This window comes from Agrobacterium tumefaciens (assembly GCA_025559845.1).
Classification (GTDB): Bacteria; Pseudomonadota; Alphaproteobacteria; order Rhizobiales; family Rhizobiaceae; genus Agrobacterium.
The window spans coordinates 249,410-272,972 of the sequence record CP048470.1 but is presented as its reverse complement, the minus strand read 5'-3'; the positions used below and the strand labels follow the sequence as shown (position 1 = coordinate 272,972).

22 protein-coding genes are annotated in these 23,563 nt (G+C 57.6%); 17 read left to right on the top strand and 5 right to left on the bottom strand.

Features of this window, described 5'->3' with window-relative positions; genetic code table 11:
- Window positions 1-96: 96 nt before the first annotated feature.
- From FY156_17810 to FY156_17795, 4 genes are read left to right on the top strand one after another with little or no spacing between them, the layout of a single operon-like run.
- Window positions 97-1,173 (top strand): ABC transporter substrate-binding protein, encoded by a 1,077-nt coding sequence (locus tag FY156_17810; GenBank protein UXS03418.1) that lies wholly within the window; start codon window positions 97-99, stop codon window positions 1,171-1,173.
- Window positions 1,170-2,252, top strand: coding sequence for an iron ABC transporter permease (locus FY156_17805; GenBank protein ID UXS03417.1), 1,083 nt, complete (start codon window positions 1,170-1,172; stop codon window positions 2,250-2,252). Before FY156_17810 ends, FY156_17805 begins: the two co-directional genes overlap by 4 nt.
- The gene (locus tag FY156_17800) at window positions 2,249-3,073 is read left to right on the top strand and encodes an ABC transporter ATP-binding protein (protein ID UXS03416.1); all 825 of its coding nucleotides are present in this window, start codon (window positions 2,249-2,251) and stop codon (window positions 3,071-3,073) included. Before FY156_17805 ends, FY156_17800 begins: the two co-directional genes overlap by 4 nt.
- Window positions 3,074-3,084: 11 nt before the next feature.
- Window positions 3,085-4,362: an NtaA/DmoA family FMN-dependent monooxygenase gene (locus tag FY156_17795; GenBank protein ID UXS03415.1), complete on the top strand. Its 1,278-nt coding sequence runs from the start codon at window positions 3,085-3,087 to the stop codon at window positions 4,360-4,362.
- A 64-nt stretch (window positions 4,363-4,426) separates the two neighbouring features.
- Here the strand turns inward: FY156_17795 and FY156_17790 are convergent, their stop codons facing one another.
- Together FY156_17790 and FY156_17785 are read right to left on the bottom strand one after the other, a co-directional pair.
- On the bottom strand, window positions 4,427-5,431 hold the full coding sequence (locus FY156_17790) for an inorganic phosphate transporter (GenBank protein ID UXS03414.1): 1,005 nt from the start codon (window positions 5,429-5,431) through the stop codon (window positions 4,427-4,429).
- A complete protein-coding gene (locus tag FY156_17785; protein ID UXS03413.1) occupies window positions 5,431-6,075 on the bottom strand; it encodes a DUF47 domain-containing protein in 645 nt (214 codons plus the stop codon). Before FY156_17785 ends, FY156_17790 begins: the two co-directional genes overlap by 1 nt.
- Before the next feature lie 95 nt (window positions 6,076-6,170).
- Between FY156_17785 and FY156_17780 the strand changes: the two genes are divergently transcribed.
- Together FY156_17780 and FY156_17775 are read left to right on the top strand one after the other, a co-directional pair.
- Window positions 6,171-6,704, top strand: a complete 534-nt coding sequence (locus tag FY156_17780; GenBank protein UXS03412.1) for an NUDIX hydrolase — start codon at window positions 6,171-6,173, stop codon at window positions 6,702-6,704.
- 583 nt (window positions 6,705-7,287) lie between these two features.
- A complete protein-coding gene (locus FY156_17775) occupies window positions 7,288-8,163 on the top strand; it encodes a helix-turn-helix transcriptional regulator (GenBank protein ID UXS03411.1) in 876 nt (291 codons plus the stop codon).
- A 47-nt stretch (window positions 8,164-8,210) separates the two neighbouring features.
- On the opposite strand, the gene FY156_17770 is transcribed toward FY156_17775, so the two are convergent.
- A complete protein-coding gene (locus FY156_17770; protein UXS03410.1) occupies window positions 8,211-10,400 on the bottom strand; it encodes a TonB-dependent siderophore receptor in 2,190 nt (729 codons plus the stop codon).
- A 255-nt stretch (window positions 10,401-10,655) separates the two neighbouring features.
- Here FY156_17770 and FY156_17765 point away from each other — a divergent pair, with 255 nt between their 5' ends.
- From FY156_17765 to FY156_17750, 4 genes are read left to right on the top strand one after another with little or no spacing between them, the layout of a single operon-like run.
- The gene (locus tag FY156_17765; protein UXS03409.1) at window positions 10,656-11,666 is read left to right on the top strand and encodes an iron-siderophore ABC transporter substrate-binding protein; all 1,011 of its coding nucleotides are present in this window, start codon (window positions 10,656-10,658) and stop codon (window positions 11,664-11,666) included.
- The gene (locus tag FY156_17760) at window positions 11,663-12,706 is read left to right on the top strand and encodes an iron ABC transporter permease (GenBank protein ID UXS03408.1); all 1,044 of its coding nucleotides are present in this window, start codon (window positions 11,663-11,665) and stop codon (window positions 12,704-12,706) included. Before FY156_17765 ends, FY156_17760 begins: the two co-directional genes overlap by 4 nt.
- Entirely contained in the window at window positions 12,703-13,743 is a 1,041-nt protein-coding gene (locus tag FY156_17755; GenBank protein UXS03407.1) for an iron ABC transporter permease, read from the top strand. Before FY156_17760 ends, FY156_17755 begins: the two co-directional genes overlap by 4 nt.
- Window positions 13,740-14,549: an ABC transporter ATP-binding protein gene (locus FY156_17750; protein ID UXS03406.1), complete on the top strand. Its 810-nt coding sequence runs from the start codon at window positions 13,740-13,742 to the stop codon at window positions 14,547-14,549. The genes FY156_17755 and FY156_17750 overlap by 4 nt, the downstream gene beginning before the upstream one ends.
- Before the next feature lie 30 nt (window positions 14,550-14,579).
- Here the strand turns inward: FY156_17750 and FY156_17745 are convergent, their stop codons facing one another.
- Window positions 14,580-15,437, bottom strand: a complete 858-nt coding sequence (locus FY156_17745; protein UXS05135.1) for a helix-turn-helix transcriptional regulator — start codon at window positions 15,435-15,437, stop codon at window positions 14,580-14,582.
- A gap of 154 nt (window positions 15,438-15,591) precedes the next feature.
- On the opposite strand from FY156_17745, the gene FY156_17740 reads away from it, so the two are divergent.
- From FY156_17740 to FY156_17715, 6 genes are all read left to right on the top strand, one after another.
- A complete protein-coding gene (locus tag FY156_17740) occupies window positions 15,592-16,806 on the top strand; it encodes an ABC transporter substrate-binding protein (GenBank protein ID UXS03405.1) in 1,215 nt (404 codons plus the stop codon).
- Window positions 16,807-16,881: 75 nt separating this feature from the next.
- Complete coding sequence (locus FY156_17735) at window positions 16,882-17,754, top strand: branched-chain amino acid ABC transporter permease (protein UXS03404.1); 873 nt, start codon at window positions 16,882-16,884, stop codon at window positions 17,752-17,754.
- Window positions 17,751-18,659, top strand: a complete 909-nt coding sequence (locus FY156_17730) for a branched-chain amino acid ABC transporter permease (GenBank protein UXS03403.1) — start codon at window positions 17,751-17,753, stop codon at window positions 18,657-18,659. The genes FY156_17735 and FY156_17730 overlap by 4 nt, the downstream gene beginning before the upstream one ends.
- A complete protein-coding gene (locus FY156_17725; protein ID UXS03402.1) occupies window positions 18,656-19,384 on the top strand; it encodes an ABC transporter ATP-binding protein in 729 nt (242 codons plus the stop codon). The genes FY156_17730 and FY156_17725 overlap by 4 nt, the downstream gene beginning before the upstream one ends.
- Complete coding sequence (locus FY156_17720; GenBank protein ID UXS03401.1) at window positions 19,377-20,099, top strand: ABC transporter ATP-binding protein; 723 nt, start codon at window positions 19,377-19,379, stop codon at window positions 20,097-20,099. The genes FY156_17725 and FY156_17720 overlap by 8 nt, the downstream gene beginning before the upstream one ends.
- Before the next feature lie 17 nt (window positions 20,100-20,116).
- Window positions 20,117-21,568: an aldehyde dehydrogenase gene (locus FY156_17715; protein UXS03400.1), complete on the top strand. Its 1,452-nt coding sequence runs from the start codon at window positions 20,117-20,119 to the stop codon at window positions 21,566-21,568.
- Window positions 21,569-21,614: 46 nt separating this feature from the next.
- Here the strand turns inward: FY156_17715 and FY156_17710 are convergent, their stop codons facing one another.
- Complete coding sequence (locus FY156_17710; protein UXS03399.1) at window positions 21,615-22,511, bottom strand: LysR family transcriptional regulator; 897 nt, start codon at window positions 22,509-22,511, stop codon at window positions 21,615-21,617.
- Between the two features lie 94 nt (window positions 22,512-22,605).
- Here FY156_17710 and choX point away from each other — a divergent pair, with 94 nt between their 5' ends.
- Window positions 22,606-23,559, top strand: coding sequence for a choline ABC transporter substrate-binding protein (gene choX / locus FY156_17705; protein UXS03398.1), 954 nt, complete (start codon window positions 22,606-22,608; stop codon window positions 23,557-23,559).
- The last annotated feature ends 4 nt before the right edge of the window (window positions 23,560-23,563 follow it).

Here is a 23,563-nt window from a genome sequence, read left to right as displayed (position 1 = left end):
TTTTTTTAGTTCCGGCGTAATTTCGAGCATCCTGTCGCTGTGAAACATCGGGCTCACCGAATAGTCTATTAAAATAGTAGATTATTCGGAGGTTTTATGAAAACGGCTTTTTATTTACGTAGTCGCAAGGTCCTCGTTGCCGGTGCGGCAGTGGCAGCGGCGATGTGGGCTCTTCCAGCATCTGCCCTGACGGTGACTGATGAAGCAGGACGAAAGATCGAGCTCGAAAAGCCCGCCACGCGAGCCGTTATTATCGGCAGCTATAACGTCGATATTGTTGCCGCGATCGGATCTCGCGACAAGATCGTCGGCGTAACCGGGCGGGACGTTGCACAATACAAGCTCGCGGGCGGTAAATGGGATAGCACCTATAACGTCGGTGAATGGGGACAGGTCAACTACGAGGCGATCGTCAAGACAGACCCTGACGTCGTCATTTCCTACGCGAATGGCGGATGGGAAGAACTCAACCGGCAACTGAGCCCATTTGGCATTCCTGTTGTCGTTGCGAGCGGCTGGCGCAATGATCGCTTCGACGAAAATGTCGAGCTCTTCGGGGCAATCTTCGGTCGCGAAGACGGCGCGAAGAAGGTTCTGGATTTCCGTAAGGATATCTACTCCGAAATTGAGAAGCGGACCGCAGGTCTAACCCCTAGGACGGTCTATTACGAAAACGAGATCGCCTATCAAACGCCAACAAAGGGCTCAGGCTTTTATGAAGCGATCGTCAAAGGTGGCGGTCGTAGCATATTTGAAGATGTCGTCTTCGGGCAGGGCGGACATACCCAGGGCACAGTCTGGAAGACACCCATCGATGCTGCGGAAATCCTGACACGTGACCCTGACCTCATCATACGTGAGTTCGGAAACAATTATACCGGCTCGGCAAAAGACGTCTTTGATGGCGAATGGAAAGAACTTCAGGCAAGACCGGGTTGGCCCAATCTCAAGGCGTCTCAAAGCAACGACATCTATATCGTCAACGCCTATCATCTCGGTCAACAGGCCAAAACTCTGACATCGCTCTATGTCGCAGCATGGCTCTATCCCGATGCATTCAAGGATTTCCGCCCGGAAGATGTCGCGCGCCGCTGGGATGAGGAGTTCCTCGGAGTGCCGTTCAAGGGCGATGAAGGGGTTTATTTCGTTAAGGCCGGGACAGCGGGGCAATGAATTACGCTTCTGCACGCCAGAAGGGCGCGGTGCTGTCACGCGACAGCATCAGCCGTCACCGGCGGACTGCTTTGTTTATCGCTGTCTCGATCGTGTTGTTGATCACCCTTGCCGTTTATTCAACCTTGTCGGGGACGTCGAGCTACGGGATTGGCGAACTATATCGTCTCGCCTACGCAAAGATCTGGGGCATCGATCTCCCACGCGACGACGAGCGGATCGCAAATGTTCTGCTATACCTCAGGCTACCGCGGGTTCTCCTGGCAATCCTTGCCGGCGCCATCCTGTCACTGGCGGGCGCTGCGATGCAGGGACTGTTGCGCAACCCGCTTGTCAGTCCCTATACGCTCGGCCTCTCTCCTGCGGCGGCCTTTGGGGCTGCTGTTGCCATTCTGGTCGCGCAAAGCAACGGCACCAGTGTCGGCATCACGGTCAGTCTCAGTGCCATCGCCTTCTCGTTGGCCTGCTCGCTGATTGTTCTCGGTCTTGCCACGGCCAAATCGATGAACATCACAGTTCTGATCCTCCTTGGAACGGCACTAACAGCAATCTTCAGCGCATTGACATCAGGTCTGCAATACATCGCCAATGACGAGGCCCTTGCGGCCATCACGCGTTGGACGTTTGGTTCTGTCAACGAGGCGCGCTGGACGCATGTCGGTGTACTGGCGGTGACGATCCTGGTGCTGACACCATATTTTCAGCTGAAGGCAGGCGAGGTAAACAGTCTTGCATTTGCAGGCGATGACACGGCGAAAAGTCTCGGCGTCAACGTCAATCTCCTGAGAATTTCACTGATCTTCCTTGCCGTGAGTGGCTCAAGCCTGGTTGTCAGCTTCATCGGTGTTGTCGGTTTTGTCGGCCTGGTTGGTCCACATATCGCCCGCCTCATTGTCGGATCGGACCATCGTTTCCTGTTTCCGTTCTCGATGGTGACGGGCGGTGCGCTTTTGCTGCTCGCCGACACGGTTGGCAGGACGATCCTTCCACCCCGCGTCATTCCGGTTGGCATCGTCGTCGCACTCGTCGGTGCGCCGCTGTTCATCTACCTTATTCTCCGCAAGAGGAACACGTTATGACCCTCAATGTTGAAAGCCTGAGCCTGCATTACCGCCGCAGGCAGGTGCTGCACGACGTATCGTTCAAGCTTGAACAGGGCGATTTCTGCGCACTTCTTGGGCCGAACGGATCGGGCAAATCGACTTTGACCAAAGCGCTTCTGGGGCTAGCCGGAATTTCGGCGGGATCTGTCAGACTGTGGGATGAGGACCTGCTCGCGCTTTCGCGGCGCGAACGGGCACGGCGGATTGCCTATGTTCCGCAGTCTTCACCAATCCCGTTCGATCTGAGGGTTTACGACGCGGTGATGCTCGGGCGCAGCCCTTACATGGGTATCCGCTTCAGTGATGAGGATCATGCAATTGCAACGTCGGCGATCGACAAGCTTGGCCTGTCCGATCTGGCAGACCGCTATGTCAACGAACTCTCCGGCGGCCAGCAGCAGCGTGTCATGATCGCGCGCGCACTTGCGCAGGGAACGCGCGTGATGCTCCTTGATGAACCAACCAGTGCGCTGGACCTGCGTTACCAGGTCGAGACAATGCGCCTTGTGCGCGATTTTGCGCGGCCTGGTGGCATTGCGCTCATGGCCGTTCATGATCTCAATCACGCGGCCCGCTTTTGCAATAGAGCCGTTATCATATCGGAAGGCCGCCTGGTTGCGGACGGCTCACCGGGCACCGTTTTCGATGCGGATGTTTTGAGCAATGTCTTTGGATTGCCTGTTGACGTCAGTCGTCACGATGGCGTTCCGAGTGTGCGACCCGTCGAGGATGACGAAGTCAAGGAACAGGCATTGTTCCAGCACGCTGAACGACCACTCCATCAACTTTCTGCCTAATGGGGCATCATATGACACAGTACCTTGAGCTCAACGCCTGGATCAATTCTTCAGGTTCGGCAAACGATTCCTGGAAGCGCCCCGATCTGCCGCTCGATCGCATTTTCACCCTGGACTACTACGTCGAAAATGCGCGCATTGCGCACAAAGGCGTTTTCAGCAATATCTTCATGTCAGACAGACCGCAGTTGTTGATCAGCGAAAACACGCGGCCTGAACAGACCTTCGATCCCTTCGTCCTCTTTGCGGCCGTGCTCTCTCAGGTACCGGACATCGGCGCGATTGTGACCGCGTCGACGACCTATGGCGATCCCTACACGCTCGCAAGACAGCTTCAGAGCCTCAATCTCCTCACCAAAGGGCGCATCGGCTGGAATGTGGTGACGAGCTGGCACCCAGAGATTGCTGCAAACTTTTCAGCGCAAGGGTTGCCTGATCGCAAGGCCCGCTATGAACGCGCCGAAGAGTTTGTCGATGTCGTCCATCGCCTGTGGGACAGTTGGCATTATCCCTGGAATGGCGGCGAAAAAGGCCAGTCACCCTTTTATGGTGACGTCAGGCCGATCAACCATCATGGCGCACACTTCGATGTTGAAGGCCCGCTCAATCTGCCGGCTCCTTCCTGGGGCCGGCCAAAGATCGTTCAGGCCGGTGGGTCTCGCGACGGCGTGGCGCTCGCGGCCCGGTATGCGGATTACGTTTATGCGCCGAGCGCTTCTCTTGAGGGCTCGCGTGCATTCCGTACCGAGTTGAGAGAGGCCGCTCAGGCTCTTGGCCGTCGTAGCGACCAGCTGCCTCGTCTGATGCCTGCCATCTCGCCAATTGTCCGCTCGACAGAAGCTGAAGTTGCAGCGCTCAAGCGCGAAAAGCTCGACGCTGCGCCGGTCACAGGTGAAGACATCGAACGGCTGGCGAAGCTGCTCGGTATCGATCTAGAGCGAACCGATGCAGAGAAAGTGCTTTCGCCTGCAGACTTCGGCGATGTCTCCCAAAGCGTTATTCCGATCGGTGTCGTCAGGGCAAAACGTGCGGTCGCCCTCGACAATGGCCTTTCCCTGCGCGGGCTTGCCGAGGTCGAGAAACTTCCGGGCCTGATTGCGACACCTGAAGGAATTGCCGATCATCTCGTATCGTGGTGGCAATCTGGAGCCGCTGATGGTTTTACGATTTCGGCACTTTATCTGCCCGGTGATCTCGAGACCTTCGTCAACGAAGTCGTCCCCATCCTCCAGCGGCGCGGTGTTTATCCTTCAAGCTACGAGGACGTCAGAAGCCGGAATGCTGCATAACGCTTTCCAACGTGCCCGGGCCAATTTTGGCCCGGGAATTGGCAATGACTTATCGGGTGAGGTTTCAACCGAACAGTGATGTCAGCCAGTAGACAGAAGCCGATATCAGCGCTGCGGCAGGCATCGTCACAATCCAGGCAATCACGATGTTGCCCGCAAGGCCCCAGCGTACCGCAGAGACACGGCGCGCCGCACCAACGCCTACGATCGCACCTGTGATCGTGTGGGTCGTCGAGACGGGAATACCGAGCCAGGTTGCGCCAAACAATGTCAAGGCACCGCCTGTCTCGGCACAAAAGCCCTGCATCGGGTTGAGGCGCGTGATCTTCGATCCCATCGTGTGCACGATGCGCCAGCCGCCGAACAGCGTGCCAAGCGCCATTGCCGACTGGCAGGAAATAACCACCCAGAACGGAACGTAGAAGCTTTCACCAAGGTGTCCCTGGCTGAATAGCAACACGGCAATGATACCCATGGTTTTCTGCGCGTCATTGCCACCATGGCCAAGCGAATAAAGCGATGCAGAGATGAACTGCATGACGCGGAACGTGCGGTCGACAGCAAAAGGTGTCTGGCGAACGAAGAGCCAGGAAACGGTAAGGACGAGCAGCAGAGCCAGGAAAAAGCCGATGGCCGGCGACATGAAAATCGCCCCGACAGTTTTGAGCAGTCCGGAAAAGACGATCGAGCTGAAGCCGACCTTTGCAAGACCGGCGCCGACGAGGCCACCAATCAGTGCATGCGAAGAGCTCGAGGGAATGCCGAAAATCCAGGTGACAATGTTCCAGACAATCGCGCCCATCAATGCTGCAAAGATCACTGACGGTGAGACGATCGCGGGATCGATAATGCCAGTTCCGAGAGTCTCGGCCACATGCAGACCAAAAAACAGGAACGCGATGAAATTGAAGAATGCGGCCCAGGCAACCGCGTATTGCGGCCGCAACACACGGGTGGAGACGATCGTGGCGATGGAGTTGGCCGCGTCATGGAGGCCATTCAGGAAGTCGAAAAACAGCGCTATCCCGATAAGGCCGATCAGAAGCGGCAAGGCGAGGGAGACATCCATCAGACGTTCTCGATTACAATGCCGCTGATTTCATTGGCGACGTCTTCGAACCGGTCGACGACCTTTTCGAGCTCACCATAGATTTCGCTACCAATCATGTAGGCCATTGCGTCACCCGCAGCGCCGTGGCGCTTGAACAGGTCCTTGAGGCCCTGGTCGTGCAGATCGTCTGAACGGCCTTCGACGCGCGTAATCTCCTCGGCGATCGAGGAAAGACGCTGCGCATTCGTGCCGACCTTTTCAAGCAACGGGATGGCTTCAGCGATCAGACCTGCGGCCTTGACGATCTCATGTCCCATCTGCTGCATCAGGGGATCGAAGCTCGTCTGCTCGAACAGCCTGATTGTCTTGACGGTCTTGTGCATCATGTCGATCGCGTCATCCATCGACTGGATCAGGTCCTTGATGTCGCCGCGGTCGAAAGGTGTGATGAAACTGCGGCGGACGGCCAGGAGCACGTCGCGCGTGATGTCATCGGCCTGGTCTTCCAGGGTAACGATCAGATCGCAGTTTGCCTGGACGTTTTTGCCGCTCAAAAGGCGGTCCAGTGCCTGTGCTGCGGTGACCACGGTTTCCGAATGTTTGTTGAACATGTCGAAGAAACGGTCTTCACGCGGCATCAGCTTGCGGAATATGCTCATCATGCGAATTTGCCTTCTTTGGCGCTGCTTGTCATAAAACTGTCATAAAACCAGCCCGGCCGTTGATGCAACCCGGAAAATAAGCACTATCAACCGTTATGAAGCGTCCGAAAAAAGCCAGTAAAGCCCCGCCAACCAGACCACGGACGTTGTTGCAGCAACTTGCCCAGGTTCCAGACAAGCTGTTTCGAGGTGCATTCGAGCAGCAATATGCCGCCTTGTGTTTTCGTTATGCCTCAAACGGCAAGGACGCCGAGATTCTTCTCGTGACCTCTCGTGACAGTGGCCGATGGATCATCCCGAAGGGCTGGCCCATGAAGCGAAAGGAGCCACACGAGGCGGCCGAGATCGAGGCGTGGGAAGAAGCGGGCGTACGTGGTCGGGCCAGAAAGAAACCTGTTGGCCGCTATACCTACCTCAAAATGCTCGACAATGGCGATGTCACGCCTTGCATCGTCGACGTGTTCCAGATCGAGGTGACCGAGGTCGATGGTAAGTTCAAGGAACGGGGCGAGCGAAGGATCGACTGGGTTTCTCCCGTCGAGGCGGCGCGGCGTGTGCGAGAAATCGAGCTGAAATCATTGATCGTCGACTTCAAACCGGTCCGAAAAAACAGCAAGCCGGATAGCTGAACGGCCTTGCGTTTGTTGGATCAGTCGGCGCGAAAAGCCATAACAAGAGGCCCGTACGGGCTGGGGGAAAAAATACGGGCCTCTTGAAACCACATATGGCGGTGTGGTGGGCGGAATTTGCATTCCCCAAAATGAACGCCGGATGAACTGATGGGCTCAGAGACGGCCGATATTTTACCCGTCATTTTATAAAAGAAGCCCGTCGCGTCCTGTGCGCGCCGGGCTTCAATGCCGCTTGCCTGTTTCAGGGGACACGCGACAGACAAACATTACTGCCGACTCCGTGTGGCATATAGCCCGATAAATTACCTGCAATTTGAATCGAAACGTCCAGGCGCCTCGCATTCAAGGCTCTCTTCGTGCCATGCGGTGTGAAACATGTCTCAGGATTTTACCATCTTGCTCCAGATGAGTAAGATGATAAAAGTACTCATATTATGGCATCACCTTTTAGCGGAGATATCGCAACTTCATTTGCGGCTGACGACAGCAAGCATTTGAAGGCCGGATCATCGCAACGCCATTTCAGCACCATCGTCGTTCTAAAAGCGGGCGGACACAGACATTGAGTTTTTGGCATTCCATGACATGGCACACCGAGGGCATACGCCTGACGGCTCCCGTCAAGTGGCGGTGCCTCGACGGTCTTGTAAGCGCTTACTGGCAGGCGGAAAGCCAGGCAGGCGCCAGTGGTTATTATCTCGCTGACGATCCGCGCATCATGATCTTCTTCAATGATGTCTCCTCGCGCGTTCAGATCTCCAATCAGAACAGCGAATTTCCGGGCAATTCCCGGCCGATGTCACGTGCGGTCTACGTTCCGGCGGGTGTTCCGCTGTGGACATCGAGCAGTGCCACCCATCGTTTCTCGCACCTCAATCTCCACATGCACAAGGACCGGGTGATGCGGTTTCTGTCGCCGTCGGTCGGATCATCCGCGGCGATGGCGGCTATGCGCCGGCCCGTCGAAATCCAGGACCTCGGAGCCATCGAGACGCTCGCCGGCCTCCTGGTCGACGAGGTGTCCGAACCCTCGAAACACGCCGTCTATGCCGAAAGCCTTGTCGGCTCCATTGTTGCGGGTCTTCTTGAGATCCCCGACCAGACGGCTGACCCTTCCGGTGGCAGGCTGACACAGGCACAGATCAACAAGCTGAACGCCCGTTTTGACGGGCGCTGCGATGGTCGCATGAGCGTGGCCGAGATGGCCGCGATTGTCGGTCTATCGGAGAGCTGGTTTTCAAATGTCTTCAAGCAGACCACGGGCAAGACGCCCCTGCAATGGCAACTGGAAAAGCGGATCGATGTCGCCCAGAAGCTTTTGCTCAATGGCGACCTCGCTGTCGCCGACATCGCCGCCCAGCTCGGTTTTTCCGACCAGGCTCATTTGACCAAGTCGTTTCGCCAGGTTGTCGGTGACACGCCTGCCGCATGGCGGCGCATGCGGCAGACAGGCTGAAGAGTGCTTTACGGTCCGGCCGGCAGCAGGCCAGCCGGAAGTCGTCGTTACCAGGTCTGGCGCAGCGTCGCGTAGACGGTACGGCCAGGATTGTAATAGAGCGCACCGGCGTCGCGGCTTGCCATGTGCTTTTCATCGAACACGTTGTTGACGTTCAGCTGGAACGTCGTGTTCTCCTTGATCTTGTAGGTGAAGGCCGCATCAAAGATCACAGCGCTGTCAGATGAGATCGTGTTGGTGATGTTGGTGAAATAGGAGTCCGTATACCGTGCTCCGACACCGAACGTCATGTCGCCACGGGCGCCTTCGCCCTGGAGCGTGTAAGTACCCCAGATCGAAGCAAGATGCTTCGGAACGCGCATCAGGCGGTTGCCGTCGTTGACGCCACCCGGTTCATCGATTTTGGAATCGATATAGCTGTAGGCTGCGATCAGATTGATGTTATCTGTCAGCTCTGCCTTTGCTTCGAGTTCCAGACCGCGGTGCCTGACCTTTTTCACCGTTGCAGGAATATAGGTAACCTGGTCGTAGACGGTGATGTTTTCTTTCGAAAGATCATAGACCGATGCGGTGAAGAGGGCAGGGAAGGCTTCCGGGCGGTACTTGACGCCGACCTCGTATTGCTTGCCGGTCGTCGGCTCAATCTGACCGCCGGTCGCCGGGTTGATCCCGACAGCCGGTGGTGCAGCGGATTCCGCGTAGCTCGCATAGGCGGCCAGTTCCTCGGTGATCTTGTAGCTTGCGCCAAAACGGGTCGTGAATTCGCTGTGATCGGCTGTCTGTGTCGTGTAGGGCGCAAAGAGGTTCGTCTGGCTGAGATCCAGCCAGTCGTTGCGAAGCCCAAGGCTCACAGTCAACCGGTCCGCAAACGTCAGGTCCTGCTGCAGATAGACGGCGTTGGTCTTCTGGTCGCTCTTTGAACCTGAGGTCGCGGCAAGCGACGCCGGGCCACCCGTATAGACCGGATTGACCCAGTTGATCGGCGGCGTCGTGCCACCGGAGACACCAGCCGGACCGTAATAGAGACCGTAGTTCTGCGACTGGAAATGATTGTAATCGACACCTGCCAGCGTCCGGCTTTCGATATTGTCGAACGTCGTCTCGTAGATCAGGTTCGCATCGATCACGAATTGCTCGGTCGAGGTGTCGCTTCCAAAGAAGTAGCGGCCGGCCGTATTCGAACCGTTGGTGCTGGTGCTGGCGATATAGGCACTTCCGAAGTCAAGATCAGACCTGGCATAGCGCGCGTTCGAGCGGAAACTCAAACCGTTGCCAAAATCATGATCGAACATCAGGCTGTAGGTATTGCGGTTGATGTCGTTGAAATAATAGTCAGGCTCGCCGAAGAACACGCTACGGTCGAAGTCTGTTCCAAGCGGGTGACCGCCGCTACCCGGAACGCCCTGCTTGTCGAGATGGTCGTAGACGAAAGTCAGGCTCGTCATGTCGGATGGACGCCAGGTAAGGCCGCCCATGATGAAGTTCTCGTCATTCTTCGAGTAATCGTACTCGGCGTCAGCGCGCTGGAATTTGCCCGTCAGGCGGTAAGAGAGCGTATCGTCGGCGGTGATGTTGTCACCGAAGTCGAAACCGGCTTCCTTGTGGGCGTAAGAACCGGTAGTCCCATAGACTTCACCGAAACGGCCGCTTTTTGGTGTCTTCGTCACATAGTTGATCGAGCCGCCGGGTTCAGCTGCACCGAAGGCGGACGAACTCGTGCCCTTCAAGACTTCGATCCGCTCAAAGGCGTAAGGCTCTTCTTTGGTGCCGCCGAACGTTCTGCCGACAACCAGGCCATCGCGATAGGTGTTCGGCGTGAAGCCGCGAATATCCACATAGTCAAAACGGTCATCGCCGCCGTAGAAGTCGGTTACGACGCCAGCAGTGTACTGCACGACTTTTTCAACGCTGTCGGCACCACGCTCCTCGATTTCCTTCGAGGTGATCACCGATACCGATGCAGGTGCGACGAGAACATCGGTCGCCATTTTGCCGACGCCAGTCGTCTCCGTCGCCACGATCGATTTCGAGTCGTTGCTGGTATCGAGTTTTGCAGCGCCGCCGTTACCCCGAACAACGATCGGCGCGAGCGTCGTTCCAGAGGTGGACTGGCTGGCATCCTGAGCGAATGAGAGAGAGGGTGCGAAGGCGGCAAGGGCTGTGCAGCCGAGAAGCGCCATGCTCCTTGAGCGAATAAGCGCATTCAATGAAGGTTTGCCTGATCTGTCGATATTCATATGTCCAACTTCCAACAGAATAAAATAGTCAGGGTTCCCTGGAACGCCTCCTGCCTGCGGAAGGTGACCTGATCAGATATGCCCCTGTAGCGCTACTAACTTGAGCCTATTTATCCAGTATTGTAGATTTTGTCTCCTTTGTAGGAAACCACGGAAACTTCACGCCTGATCCGTGCCGTCTACCACATCGCGCTTGACGGCTAAGGGCTAAGCTGAGACTTGAAGTCCACTTTTAACGTTTCGAGAGTGCCACCAATGTTCCGCTTGCTGCGCCGCCTTGTGCCCTTGATCGCAATCTGCCTGTCATATGCGGGATTGACGCCCGTAATGGCGGATGAAGGCACGACCTATCCGATTGTGATCAAGCACGCATTGGGGACCACGACAATCGCGAAAAAGCCGGAGCGCGTGGTGACCGTTGCCTGGGCCAACCACGAGGTACCATTGGCGCTGGGCATCGTTCCCGTCGGTTTTGCGGCTGCAAATTTCGGGGATGACGATGGAGACGGCCTGCTCCCCTGGGTCGCCGAAAAGCTCAAGGAGCTCAGTGCCGAAAAGCCCGTCCTCTTTGATGAAGGAGACGGTATCGATTTCGAGGCGGTGGCCGCAACGCAACCGGATGTCATTCTTGCGGCCTATTCCGGTCTTAGCCAGTCCGACTACGATACGCTGAGCCAGATTGCACCTGTAGTCGCCTACCCCGATGCACCATGGTCGACCGACTGGCGTGAGATGATCCGTCTCAATAGTGCGGGGCTAGGCATGAAGGCGGAAGGTGAAGCGCTGATTGCTCGTATCGAAAAGGAAATCGCAAGCGTCGTAACGGGGCATCCGCAACTTGCGGGCAAAAAGGCGATGTTCGTCACACATCTTGATGCAACCAATCTCAGCATCGTCAACTTCTATACGGCCAATGACAGCCGTGTGAAATTCTTCGCCGACCTCGGCCTCAAATCACCGAAAAGCGTTGTCGACGCTACAAAGCCCGGACAGTTTGCAGCAGGTGTCAGTGCAGAACGGGTCGATGCCTTCGATGATGTCGATATTGTCGTCACCTACGGCAGCCAGCCATTGCTCGATGCCATGCGCGCCGATCCGCTGTTGTCGCGCATGCCTGCCGTTACAAACGATTCCATTGTCATGCTCGGTCGAAACCCGCTCGGGACGGCATCAAACCCGACGCCTTTGTCGATTTCCTGGGTCCTGAAAGACTATGCCGACCTGCTTGCCAAGGCAGCGGCCAAATCTGCCGGGAAATCGCAATGATCTCTGCAAATACGGGGCGGGACGAGAGTAAGCCGTTCGCGGTCCAGTCGAGCAAGGTCAGATGGTCTGCCATGATGGCCGTTGCAGTCCTTCTTCTCGTCATGTGCGCGCTTTCCGTATCCGTCGGAACGCGTTCAGTCGGGCTCGCCGATATCTTCGCTGCACTTGGCGGTCAGATCGACAATGTTGCCCAGGCAGCAGTGGCGGCCAGATTGCCGAGAACCTTACTCGCCCTTCTTGCTGGCGCAGCCCTTGGTCTGGCGGGTGCTGTCATGCAAGGCGTGACCCGCAATCCTCTTGCTGATCCCGGCATTCTCGGGGTCAATATGGGCGCTTCGCTTGCCGTCGTCGTGGCCGTGGCATGGTTTGATATCGCGTCTGCCAATGCCTTCATTCTCGTTGCCATTTGTGGGGCAGGGGCGTCTGCGGTTTTCGTTTATGTCATAGGTTCGCTCGGGCGAGGTGGTGCAACCCCGCTGAAACTCGCACTCGCTGGAGCCGCGACCTCAGTCGCATTTTCTTCGCTGGTGATCGCCGTCGTTCTTCCCCGCAATGATATCGCCGGGGGAATACGCGCCTGGCAAATTGGTGGCGTTGGCGGCGCAACGCTCGATCGCATTCTTCCCGTCTTGCCGTTCCTCCTCATCGGTTTTGCCATCAGCCTTCTATCAGCGAGAAAACTCAATTCCCTCGCGCTCGGTGATGAGCTTGCAGCGGGGCTCGGCGAAAACGTCGCGCTCGCGCGTGGTGTCGCCTCTTTCGGTGCGATCCTTCTTTGTGGCGCGACGACAGCAATCTGTGGGCCGATCGGTTTTGTCGGTCTTGTCGTACCGCATCTTTGCCGTCTGCTGGCTGGCGTCGATCATCGCTGGCTGCTGCCGTTTTCGGCCCTTGGCGGCGCATGCCTGCTTCTGGCTGCCGATGTCGGCGGGCGCATCATCGCCCGGCCATCCGAACTCGATGTCGGTATCGTCACGGCTTTCATCGGTGCACCGTTCTTCATCTGGATCGTCAGACGTCAGCGGGTTCGTGAACTGTGACCACACTCGAGCCTATCATTTCCTCCGTTACTCAAAACCGGCGCCATCGTGCGTACCGGCGAAACGTGGTGATCGGCGTTCTCGTTCTGACACTCGTCTCCACGTTTCTCCTTACCCTTATGCTGGGGCAATCCTTCACGCCGCCGGGAGAGGTGATGCGTGTGTTGCTCGGTGAAAACATCGCAGGCGTCAGCTTCACCGTTGGCCAGTTGCGTTTGCCACGTGCAGTCCTGTCAATCCTGGCGGGCCTCAGCTTTGGTCTTGGTGGGGTCGCTTTCCAGACAATGTTGCGCAATCCGCTCGCCAGTCCCGACATTATAGGCATCAGCGCCGGAGCAAGCGCCGCCGCGGTTTTTGCCATCGTTGTCCTGTCGTTGAGTGGCCCTGCCGTCTCGATCTTTGCGGTCATCGCCGGTCTGGGTATTGCGCTTCTCGTTTATGGCCTCTCCTTCCGGAATGGCGTCGCCGGCACCCGCCTGATCCTTGTCGGCATTGGTGTTTCGGCCATGCTGGAGAGCTTTGTCGCCTACATCCTGTCGGCAGCACCTGCCTGGACATTGCAGGAGGCGATGCGCTGGCTGACAGGTAGCGTCAATGGTGCAAAGCTCGATCAGGCTGCACCGCTTGCCGTTGCGCTCCTCGTTTTCGGCGGTCTCCTACTCAGCCGTGCCCGTGACCTTGAAGCACTGCGCCTCGGAGACGATGCAGCCGCAGCACTTGGTGTCGGTGTCGCGAAAACCCGCATCATCGTCATCGTCTCAGCGGTTGGCGTGATTGCCACGGCAACAGCCGTGACAGGACCGATCGCCTTCGTGGCATTCCTGTCCGGTCCGATTGCTGCCCGTGTCATGGGAAACAACGGATCGCTGCTTGTTCCCTCCGCTCTCATCGGTGCGGTGCTTGTACTCGTGGGAGATTATTGCGGCCAGTTTGTCCTGCCCGGCCGTTACCCGGTCGGTGTCGTCACCGGTGCGCTCGGTGCTCCCTACCTCATCTATCTTATCGTGCGCGTTAATCGCGGCGGAGCCTCATTATGACGATCCATTCTTTATCCGCGAGCCAATTGTCGGCGGGATATGGCGACACTGTTATTCTGGAGGGCCTCGATCTCGTCGTGCCGCCAGGCAAGGTCACCGTTGTTGTCGGTGCCAATGCATGCGGAAAGTCGACCCTGCTACGCGCCATGTCCAGGCTCGTTTCTCCGCGACACGGCCACGTATTGCTGGACGGCAAATCGATCCATCGCACACCCTCACGCGAACTTGCACGTACCATGGGGCTTTTGCCACAGTCACCGATCGCTCCCGAGGGCATTCTGGTCGCCGATCTCGTCAGCCGCGGGCGCCATCCCCACCACGGCGTGTTCTCGCGCTGGACGCGAAAGGACGATGAAGCTGTCGCAACAGCGCTTTCGGCAACGAAAACCGCAGATCTCGCCGACCGGCCTGTCGACGAATTGTCCGGTGGGCAACGCCAGCGGGTATGGATCGCCATGGCGCTTGCCCAGGAGACCGATATCCTGTTGCTCGATGAGCCTACGACCTTTCTCGACATCAATCACCAGGTCGAGGTGCTGGACCTTTTGACCGATCTTAACCAGACACGCGGAACCACCGTTGTTATGGTCCTGCACGATCTCAATCTGGCCGCCCGTTACGCTGATTTCCTGGTCGCCATGAGCGGGGGACGCCTGCACGTTTCCGGCAGGCCCGAAGATGTGTTGACGGAAGACAATGTCCGTCACGTATTTGGTATTGAAAGCCGCGTCATCGTCGATCCGACATCGGGAAAACCGATGATGCTGCCGATCGGCCGCCATCGCGCGTCACGGAAAGGGATTTGAACCTTTTTCCGTGACAAGGTGAGATCCCGTTCATGGCCAGGCGGCGTAGGACTGAACCGCCTTGTCCTGGGCGCGCCTTGCATTGCGACGAAAACGCCCCGGTGATGTGCCTTCGTTGCGGGTGAAGAAACGGTTGAAATATCCAGGGTCCTGAAAGCCCAGCCGGAAGGCAATTTCCGTTACCTGTAGTGATGAATTGACGAGAAGGTCTTTCGCCTCCGAAAGCAGTTCGCGGTGAATGTAGTGCTGCGGCGATAAGCCCGTCGCCTTACGGATGGCAGCGCCGAGCCGCTCGCGGCTGGTGCCAAGCTTTTCTGCACAGGTTTCGACCGTCAACTGATCGCGCTTATGCTGCGCCACAAGCAATACGAAACGCTCGACAATACTGCTCGTCGACGTCGTTGCACTGGTGAGATTGACAATCGCCTGCTGGCAGAGGCGGATAAGAATGACACTCAAGAGGCTGGTGATGATACTGTCTGAACCGGTTGCAGGTTGAAAACCTTCCGTCGAGATCGTCTCAAGATAGTTTGTCAGTTCTCGCCGGTCTTTGTCGGACAGGCTCTGTTTCAGCACACGCTGCAAGGTTTCGCGCACCGCCATGGCGCTGGTGCCAGTTGGCATTGCGTGGGCAAGCCCGATTTCCGTTGCCTTCAGCCACGTGCCTCTGCTCCCCGCATTAAGCCTTAAACGGCCGGCCCCGCCAGAGGGTAGCCAGATCATTTCGGAGGCCTGGACCGTCATCTGCGCCTCGTCACGAATGATCTCCGCTTCTCCTGATGAAAGGATCAGAAGGTGGGCTGCATTTGCCTCAAGGCGAAATTCCGAAATCCTCAGTGCAGGTGCCAGAATTCTGGCCTCGATCATTTGTGACCGGAGCGACGGCATAGGGAACGATGTTGGCATCGTGTAGCTCCAAAAGTACAATAATGGGATACACTAGTGCATTTTATATCGCCTTGTCGCTGTTAAACTTTGAGCAGCGCACAAGGATGCCGGGGAGGAGCCGGCTACCTTCAGAGACGCGCTTGGGAGGAAAATCATGACTATTTTGAAGCGCAGAACGCTGTTCTGCCTGCTGTCCGGTATTGCCGTTTCGGCTATCACGCCGTCGCTGAGCCACGCGCAAGACCGCACGTCTGTAAAGATCGGCTATGCCGTGTCTAAAAGTGGTGCCAACGCGACCGGAGCAGGCATCACGACCATTCCGAACTACAAGCTCTGGGTCAAGGAAGTGAACGATGCGGGCGGTTTGACGCTTCCCGACGGATCACGTCTTCCCATTGAGGTCGTCGAATATGATGACCGCTCCTCTGCCGAAGATGCGGTTCGTTCGACCGAGCGTCTGGCCAGCCAGGACAAGGTCGACTTTCTGCTGCCGCCCTGGGGGACCGGGTTTAACCTCGCTGTGGCGCCACTTTATGATCGCTTCGGTTACCCGCAGCTTGCGGTCACCGGCGTGACCGACAAGGCGCCTGAGTTTGCCGCACGCTGGAAGAAAAGCTTCTGGATGCTTGGCGGCGGGCATGACTATGCCAATTCGCTCGCGGGCGTTCTCAAGGCAGCGCGCGATGCGGGACAGATCAACGACAAGGTCGCGGTGATTTCTGTTGCTGACGGTTTCGGGATCGATCTTATCAAGGCGGCACGCCCGGCCTTGAAGGAGGCGGGTTTCACACTGGCCTACGACAAGACATACCCGGTCGGCACGTCGGATTTCGCGGCGCTCGTCAATGAAGCCGCCGCAAGTGGCGCAGATAGCTTCATTGCCTTTTCATATCCGCCGGACAGCTTTGCGGTGACAAAGCAGGCGCAGACCAACAAATTCAATCCCAAGGTTTTCTACGTTGGTGTTGGCGGTGCCTTCCCGATTTTCCCGAAAGTTTCGGACGGAAAACATGAAGGCGTTATCAGCATTGGCGGTGTCGACGGAACGAGCGACAAGATCGCCGATTACTTCAAGCGCCATGAAGCGTTCATCGGTGCGAAACCCGATAGCTGGGCAAGTGCCATCACCTATGCCAGCCTCGAAATGCTCGCGCAGTCGGTAAAGCGTGTCGGCCTGGACAAGGCTGCGGTGGCAAAAGAACTGTCGACCGGCGAATTCGATACGGTCATCGGTCCGGTCAAGCTTGAGGACAACCAGCTTCGCCAGCTCTGGTGGGCCGGACAGTGGCAGGGTGACCGTTTCGTCGCCATCGCGCCGACTGATCGAACCGGTGCCGCAAAACCGGTCGTCCCGAAGCCCAACTGGTAATCTTTTACCGTGAGCCGGTGTCTTCAAGCACCGGCTCCCGATGCCCGCTACTCCTGTATAGTGGAGAAATTTCTCGTGTTTTTATCCACCCTCGTCTTCGGCTTGATGCTGGGCGGGACCTATGCGCTCATCGCGCTTGGACTTTCGCTGCAATATGGCATCGCGCGCATCATGAACCTCGCTTATGGCGAAGTCCTGATTGCCGCCGCCTTCCTGACTTTCGTCCTTTTTTCCGGCTTCGGTATTTCGCCCCTCATCGCGCTTTTGATCGCAGCCCCGGCCGGTTACGTATTTTCGTTTGCCGTCTATCAGGTCATGATGCGTCCGCTTGTGCACCGCTCAGGCGGGAGCGGCCGTCTCGAAGTCGATTCCATTCTGGCAACCTTCGGCCTGCTGTTTGTCATCCAGGGCGTCATGCTCGTCGTCTTTGGCGGCAATTATCACTCCTATTCCTATCTGACTGAAGGCGTCGACATCTTCGGAATAACTGTTGCCCTCAACAGGGTGCTGTCCTTCGTTCTGTCCGTGGTGATCGGTGGGGGGCTTTATCTCGCATTGACACATAGCCGCTGGGGCCTGAACCTGCGCGCCGTCGCCCTTGCTCCGCGCTCTGCGCCACTTGTCGGCATCGACGTCAACCGTATCGCCCGTTCCGGATTTGCGCTTGGTGGCGCGTTGGCGGTTGCAGGCGGCGTCATGATTTCGATGTACCAGACGTTCTCTGCCTCCTATGGCGTGGTCTTCACCATGAAAGCACTTGTCGTGGTTATCATGGGTGGTGTCGGCAACCTGCTTGGTGCGCTTGTTGCCGGTCTGCTGCTCGGTCTCGTGGAAACCTTCGTGCTTGTTTATGTCGATCCCGGGCTGACACTTGCCGCAACTTACGCTCTGTTCCTTGCTGTCCTGCTCTGGCGGCCGGAAGGCATCTTTGCAAGGAGAGGCAAATGATCGCGCTCGTCATCTCCGCCATAGTTGTTGCCCTTCTCGCTCTCTCACCCTTCTTCTTCGATGCCTATGGTGTCGGTGTGATCGTCGGTCTCCTCGGTTACGCAACGCTCGCTTCGGCCTGGGCCATGTTCTCCGGCCCGACACGCTACGTCTCCCTTGCCACCGTCGCCTTCTTCGGTGTCGGCGCCTACACGGTCGCTGTTCTGAGCGAAGTTCTTGCCTGGCCACTCGTTCTCATTTGCGCCGCGCTCGTTGGGGCAGGGCTCGCACTGGTCGTCGGCCTTTCGACGCTTCGTGTTGCAGGCATTTATTTCGTGATTTTCTCCTTCGGTCTCGCTGAACTTATCCGTCAGCTCATAACCTGGTATGAGGTCAATCTGACCGGTACGCTCGGCCGCTACATTTTCCTGCCGATCGAACCCCAGCATGTCCTGTGGCAGCTTCTTGCGCTCGCCGTTGTGACCCTCCTCCTTGCAGCTCTTATCGAACGCAGCAGGCTTGGTCTTGCCCTCAAAGCAATCGGTGATGATGAGGTGGTTGCCCAGCATGCCGGCATCAATCTGGCGCGAGCCAAGCTGACCCTCTTTGTGCTCTCCGCGACGATCATTACGCTGGTCGGTGCGATCCAGGCACCGCGCTGGGTCTACATAGAGCCAGCCATCGTCTTTAACCCGCAGGTCTCGTTCCTGACCGTCATCATGGCGCTTCTTGGCGGCGCAAACCGTCGTTGGGGACCGATTCTGGGTGCGGTTCCACTCTTCCTTCTGTTCGAATGGCTAGGGGCAAACTTCCCGAACCACTTCTCGATCATTCTCGGCCTCCTTTTCATCATCATCGTTTTTGCTCTGCCCGATGGCGTCTTGGCTGCAATAGAGAAAATCCGCAGGAAGGAGGCGCGCGCATGACGCCCGTTCTCGAGATAAAAGAGATACGCAAGACATTTGGCGGGCTGAAAGCCGTGGACGGGCTAAGCTTCTCCATCGCCCCGGGTGAGGTTGTCGGGCTGCTCGGTCCAAATGGTTCAGGCAAGACGACGCTGATGAACCTCATTTCTGGCGCTCTGAAGCCGACGGAGGGCTCGATCCGTCTGGACGGCAAGGAGACGGGTGGTATGCGACCGGATCTGATTGCCCGCTCAGGCGTGGCACGCACCTTCCAGCTCGTGCGACTGCTGCCGTCCCTCTCATTGCTGGAGAATGTCGCCGTTTCCGCCGTCTTCGGTCCGCGCCAGCTTTCCAGAGCCGACGCAGAGGATGTTGCCCGTCAATGCCTGAAGCGGATAGGCCTTGCGGGCCGCGAGCACATCAACGCCGGCGACCTGACCTATATCGATCAGAAACGGCTGGAACTTGCGCGCGCACTTGCAGGCGAGCCGAAGTTGCTGTTGCTCGATGAATGGCTTGCTGGCCTTAATCCGACAGAACTGACGGAGGGAATTGAACTGATCCGTCAACTCTCGCGTGAAGGAACGACCATCCTGCTTGTAGAACATATCATGGCGGCCGTGCGCGCACTCTGCTCCCGGTCCGTTGTCATGGCGGCAGGCCGCAAGATTGCAGATGGTCCGACGTCTACCGTCCTCGACGATCCCAACGTGATTTCAGCCTATCTCGGAGTGGCCCATGCTTGAGATCGACACCCTGACAATCCGTTATGGCAAACATCTTGCCGTGGACGGGGTAAGTTTAAGCGTTGCGCGGGGGGAAACCGTCGTACTTCTCGGCGCAAATGGTGCCGGCAAGTCGTCGTTGCTGAAAGCAATTGCCGGCCTTGTCAAACCGGCCTCCGGTGATGTTCGCGTCGACAATAACTCGCTCGCCACCATTCCAGCCCACGCGATTGTCGACCACGGCGTCGCAGTCGTGCCTGAGGGGCGGGGCATATTCCCGGCTCTGACGGTCGAGGAAAACCTTCGCCTTGGTGCCAATCCCTCACATGCCCGCGGCCTTGAGGCCAAAACACGTGACAGCGTTTTCGCACTCTTTCCGCGGCTTGCAGAACGCCGTGGCCAGATCGCCGGAACGATGTCCGGTGGCGAACAGCAGATGGTGGCGATCGGTCGCGCGCTGATGTCATCTCCCAATTACCTGTTGCTTGATGAACCAAGCCTCGGTCTTGCGCCAATCGTGACTCAGGAGCTTTTCGCTGCTCTTGCCCAGATCCGTGCCACCGGGCTGGCGATCCTTCTTGTGGAGCAGAATGTGCGTGAGAGCCTTGCCCTTGCCGATCGCGGTTATTTGCTCGAAGCCGGACGTGTTGTCGGAGCTGGTTCGGCCGAAAGCCTCTCTGCCGACCCGGCGGTCCAGCGGGCGTTTCTTGGCGGTACGACCGCCGCTGTCAATTGAATTCAGGAGGAATGATTATGCAATCCATCAATCTCTTCATCGCTGGCGAACATCGCCCTGCAGGTGACGGCAAACGCTTCGAGCGGGCCAACCCCATCACCGGTGACATCGCGACCAGTGCGGCCGCTGCAACCCTTGATGATGCGGTGCTTGCGGCTGACGCGGCTGCGGCCGCCTTTCCTGTCTGGTCGGCAACGCCTCCCGGTGAACGCCGTCGCCTGCTTCTGGCCGCCGCCGAGGCTCTTCGCGCTGCAGGACCCGCCATTACCGACGCGATGAAGGAAGAAATTGGTGCGACGGATGCCTGGGCAGGCTTCAACGTTAAGCTCGCAAGTGACATGCTGGTTGAGGCAGCGAGCCTGACAACGCAGATCAAGGGAGAGGTCATTCCCTCCAACCGGCCGGGGACTATGGCGATGGCTTTGCGCCAGCCGGTTGGCGTCGTCCTTTCGATGGCACCCTGGAATGCGCCCGTCATTCTCGGTGTTCGCTCACTCGCCACGCCGCTCGCGTGCGGAAATACCGTGGTCATGAAAACCTCGGAACTGTGCCCGCGCACCCACGCTCTGATCGTTGAGGCCGTAGCTTCGGCCGGACTGCCGAAGGGTGTTTTGAATGCCGTCTCCAACGCACCCGAAGATGCTGCGAAGATCGTCGAAACACTAATCGCTCATCCAGCTGTCAGACGGGTCAATTTTACCGGATCGACTCGCGTCGGCCGCGTCATTGCCGAGACTGCCGGCCGTTATCTCAAACCTGCGCTTCTGGAACTTGGCGGCAAGGCGCCCTTCATCGTTCTTGATGACGCCGATATCGATGCTGCCGTCGCCGCTGCTGCCTTCGGTGCCTTCATGAACCAAGGGCAGATCTGCATGTCGACGGAACGTATCATCGTGCTCGATTCCGTTGCCGACACATTCGTCAGTGCGTTTGCCAAGAAGGTCGAGACGCTGAAGGCGGGCGATCCGCGTGAAGGCAAGACGCCGCTCGGTTCGCTCGTCAGCGCTGAGGCCGCCGCCCGTATTCGCACCCTCGTTGACGATGCCGTTTCCAAGGGGGCGAAACTCGTTGCCGGAGGCAGCGGAAGCGGCACGATGCTCGATGCACTCGCCGTCGACGGTGTGACGCCAGCAATGCGGCTTTACTCGGAAGAGAGCTTTGGTCCGGTCGTTTCCATCATTCGTGCCACAAGCGTTGATGAAGCTGTCAGTATCGCAAACGAAACGGAATTCGGTCTTTCTGCCGCAATTTTTGGTCGCGACCAGGCGAGGGCCCTTCAGATCGCCGGGCGGATCGAAAGCGGCATCTGCCATATTAACGGTCCAACCGTGCACGACGAGGCACAGATGCCGTTCGGTGGCGTAAAGGCATCCGGTTACGGCCGCTTTGGCGGGACTGCGGGCATTGCCGAATTCACTGAACTGCGCTGGGTCACGCTTCAGGACGGGCCACTGCATTACCCCATCTGAAGACCAGAAGCATTTGAGAGGCGCCGCTCCCTGATCGGGAGCGGCGTTATCGCGCCTGGCCAACAAGCCAGCTCGTCAAGGTCCGGACAGGTCCATCCTGGCGTTTCGGTTTTACGAGCCAATATCCCCGGTCAGGCGCATCAAGGGCAGGGCCCGCAATAACGAGAACGCCTGCATCAACAAGGGGATCGACAAGGCCCGCCCATCCGATCGCTAGTCCCTGTTCCCCGACCGCCGCCTGTACCACCATGGAATAGTTGTTGAAGGTCAGGTCGCCCTGTTCCATGGCGGCCTGCCGTTCGACGCCGAAACGGCTAAAATAGGTTCTCCAGTCGAACCACTGTGTTGGCGAGGTGTTTTCCAGATGGATGAGCTTGTGACGAGACAAGGCTCGCGGATCCGTATCAGCCCCTGCCTTTTGCAGATAGGCAGGAGCGCAGACGGGTGCGATCTTCTCCGAGACAAGCAGGACCGCACCTTCACCGGCTTCGGCGCGTGAACCGAAAATCACCATTACATCGCCGTCGTCTTTTCCCTGCCGCAGCGGGTTCTGGGTCGCGACGATCTGGATATTGATATCTGGATCGACGGCGCGGAAGGCGTGCATGCGGGGAATGAGCCAGAGTGAGGAAAAGGCGTAATCGGTGTGGACCCGGATCGATGGCCGCTCGCTCTTGCGACGCAGTTGCTGCGTAAAGAGATCGACGGCATCGACGTTGTTCGAAACGATCTCGAAAAGGCGTTTGCCATCTGCGGTCAGTTCTATGCCGCGATGCTTTCGTCTAAGTAGCGCTGTCTGCAGTTCGTCCTCGATCTTGCGGATCTGGTAGCTGACAGCAGGCTGTGTCAATCCAAGGTTTTCGGCCGCCGATGTCAGACTGCCGCGGCGCACGACTTCGCAGAAGATGCGCATCCACCCTAGATCGAGCGGTCTCTCTGACATAAAATATCCTTATGTGAAATATCGAAAATTACTGGCTTCACAGCAAGTTCGCTGCTGTTGTTCAATAAATATCTCTAATAACTGGGGAACTCCAATGAAAACCATCTCTCGCATGAACAGGATTGCCACGGGTGTCTTTTTCTGTGTGGCTGCTTTCTCCACGACCGTTCAGGCCGCCGATGATGCTGCCTGCAAGACGGTCCGCATGAGCGATCCAGGCTGGACGGATATTACCGCGACCAACGGTGTTGCAGCCGTTCTTCTGGACGCGCTCGGCTATGAAGCCGATGTCAAGACGCTCTCGGTTCCGATCGGCTATCAGGCCATGAAAAACGGCGAGATCGACGTCTTCCTGGGCAACTGGATGCCGGCCCAGAAATCCTTCGTCGATGACCTGAATGCTGCAAAAGCGGCCGAGGTGATGACGAAGAACCTCGAAGGTGCAAAGTTTACGCTCGCGGTGCCCGCCTATATGGCCAAGAAGGGTGTGAAAGATTTTGCCGACCTCGCCAAACACGCAGATGAGTTCGAAAGCAAGATCTACGGCATCGAGCCGGGTGCTCCGGCAAACCAGAATATCCAGAAGATGATCGATGCCAATGATTTTGGTCTGAAGGGCTGGCAATTGGTCGAATCCGGAGAGCAGGCCATGCTTGCCCAGGTAGAACGTGCCGGCAAACAGGAGAAGGGTGTCGTTTTCCTCGCCTGGGCGCCCCATCCCATGAATGAGAAGATCGAGATCTCCTATCTGTCGGGTGGCGACGCCTATTTCGGAGCGAATTTCGGCGGCGCTGAAGTCTATACGCTGGCGAGGACCGGATGGGCACAGCAGTGCCCGAATGCCGCGAGCCTTTTCAAAAATCTGAAATTCGAAATCGGAATGGAAAACACCCTGATGGGTTCGATCCTCGGCGGTGAAGACGCAAAGGCTGCTGCGACAAGCTGGCTCAAAGCCAATGCGACGGCGCTCGACGGCTGGATGACGGGTGTTACCACGTTCGATGGCAAGCCGGGCGCGGACGCGGTCAAGGCCAAGCTCGGCCTCTGACAGG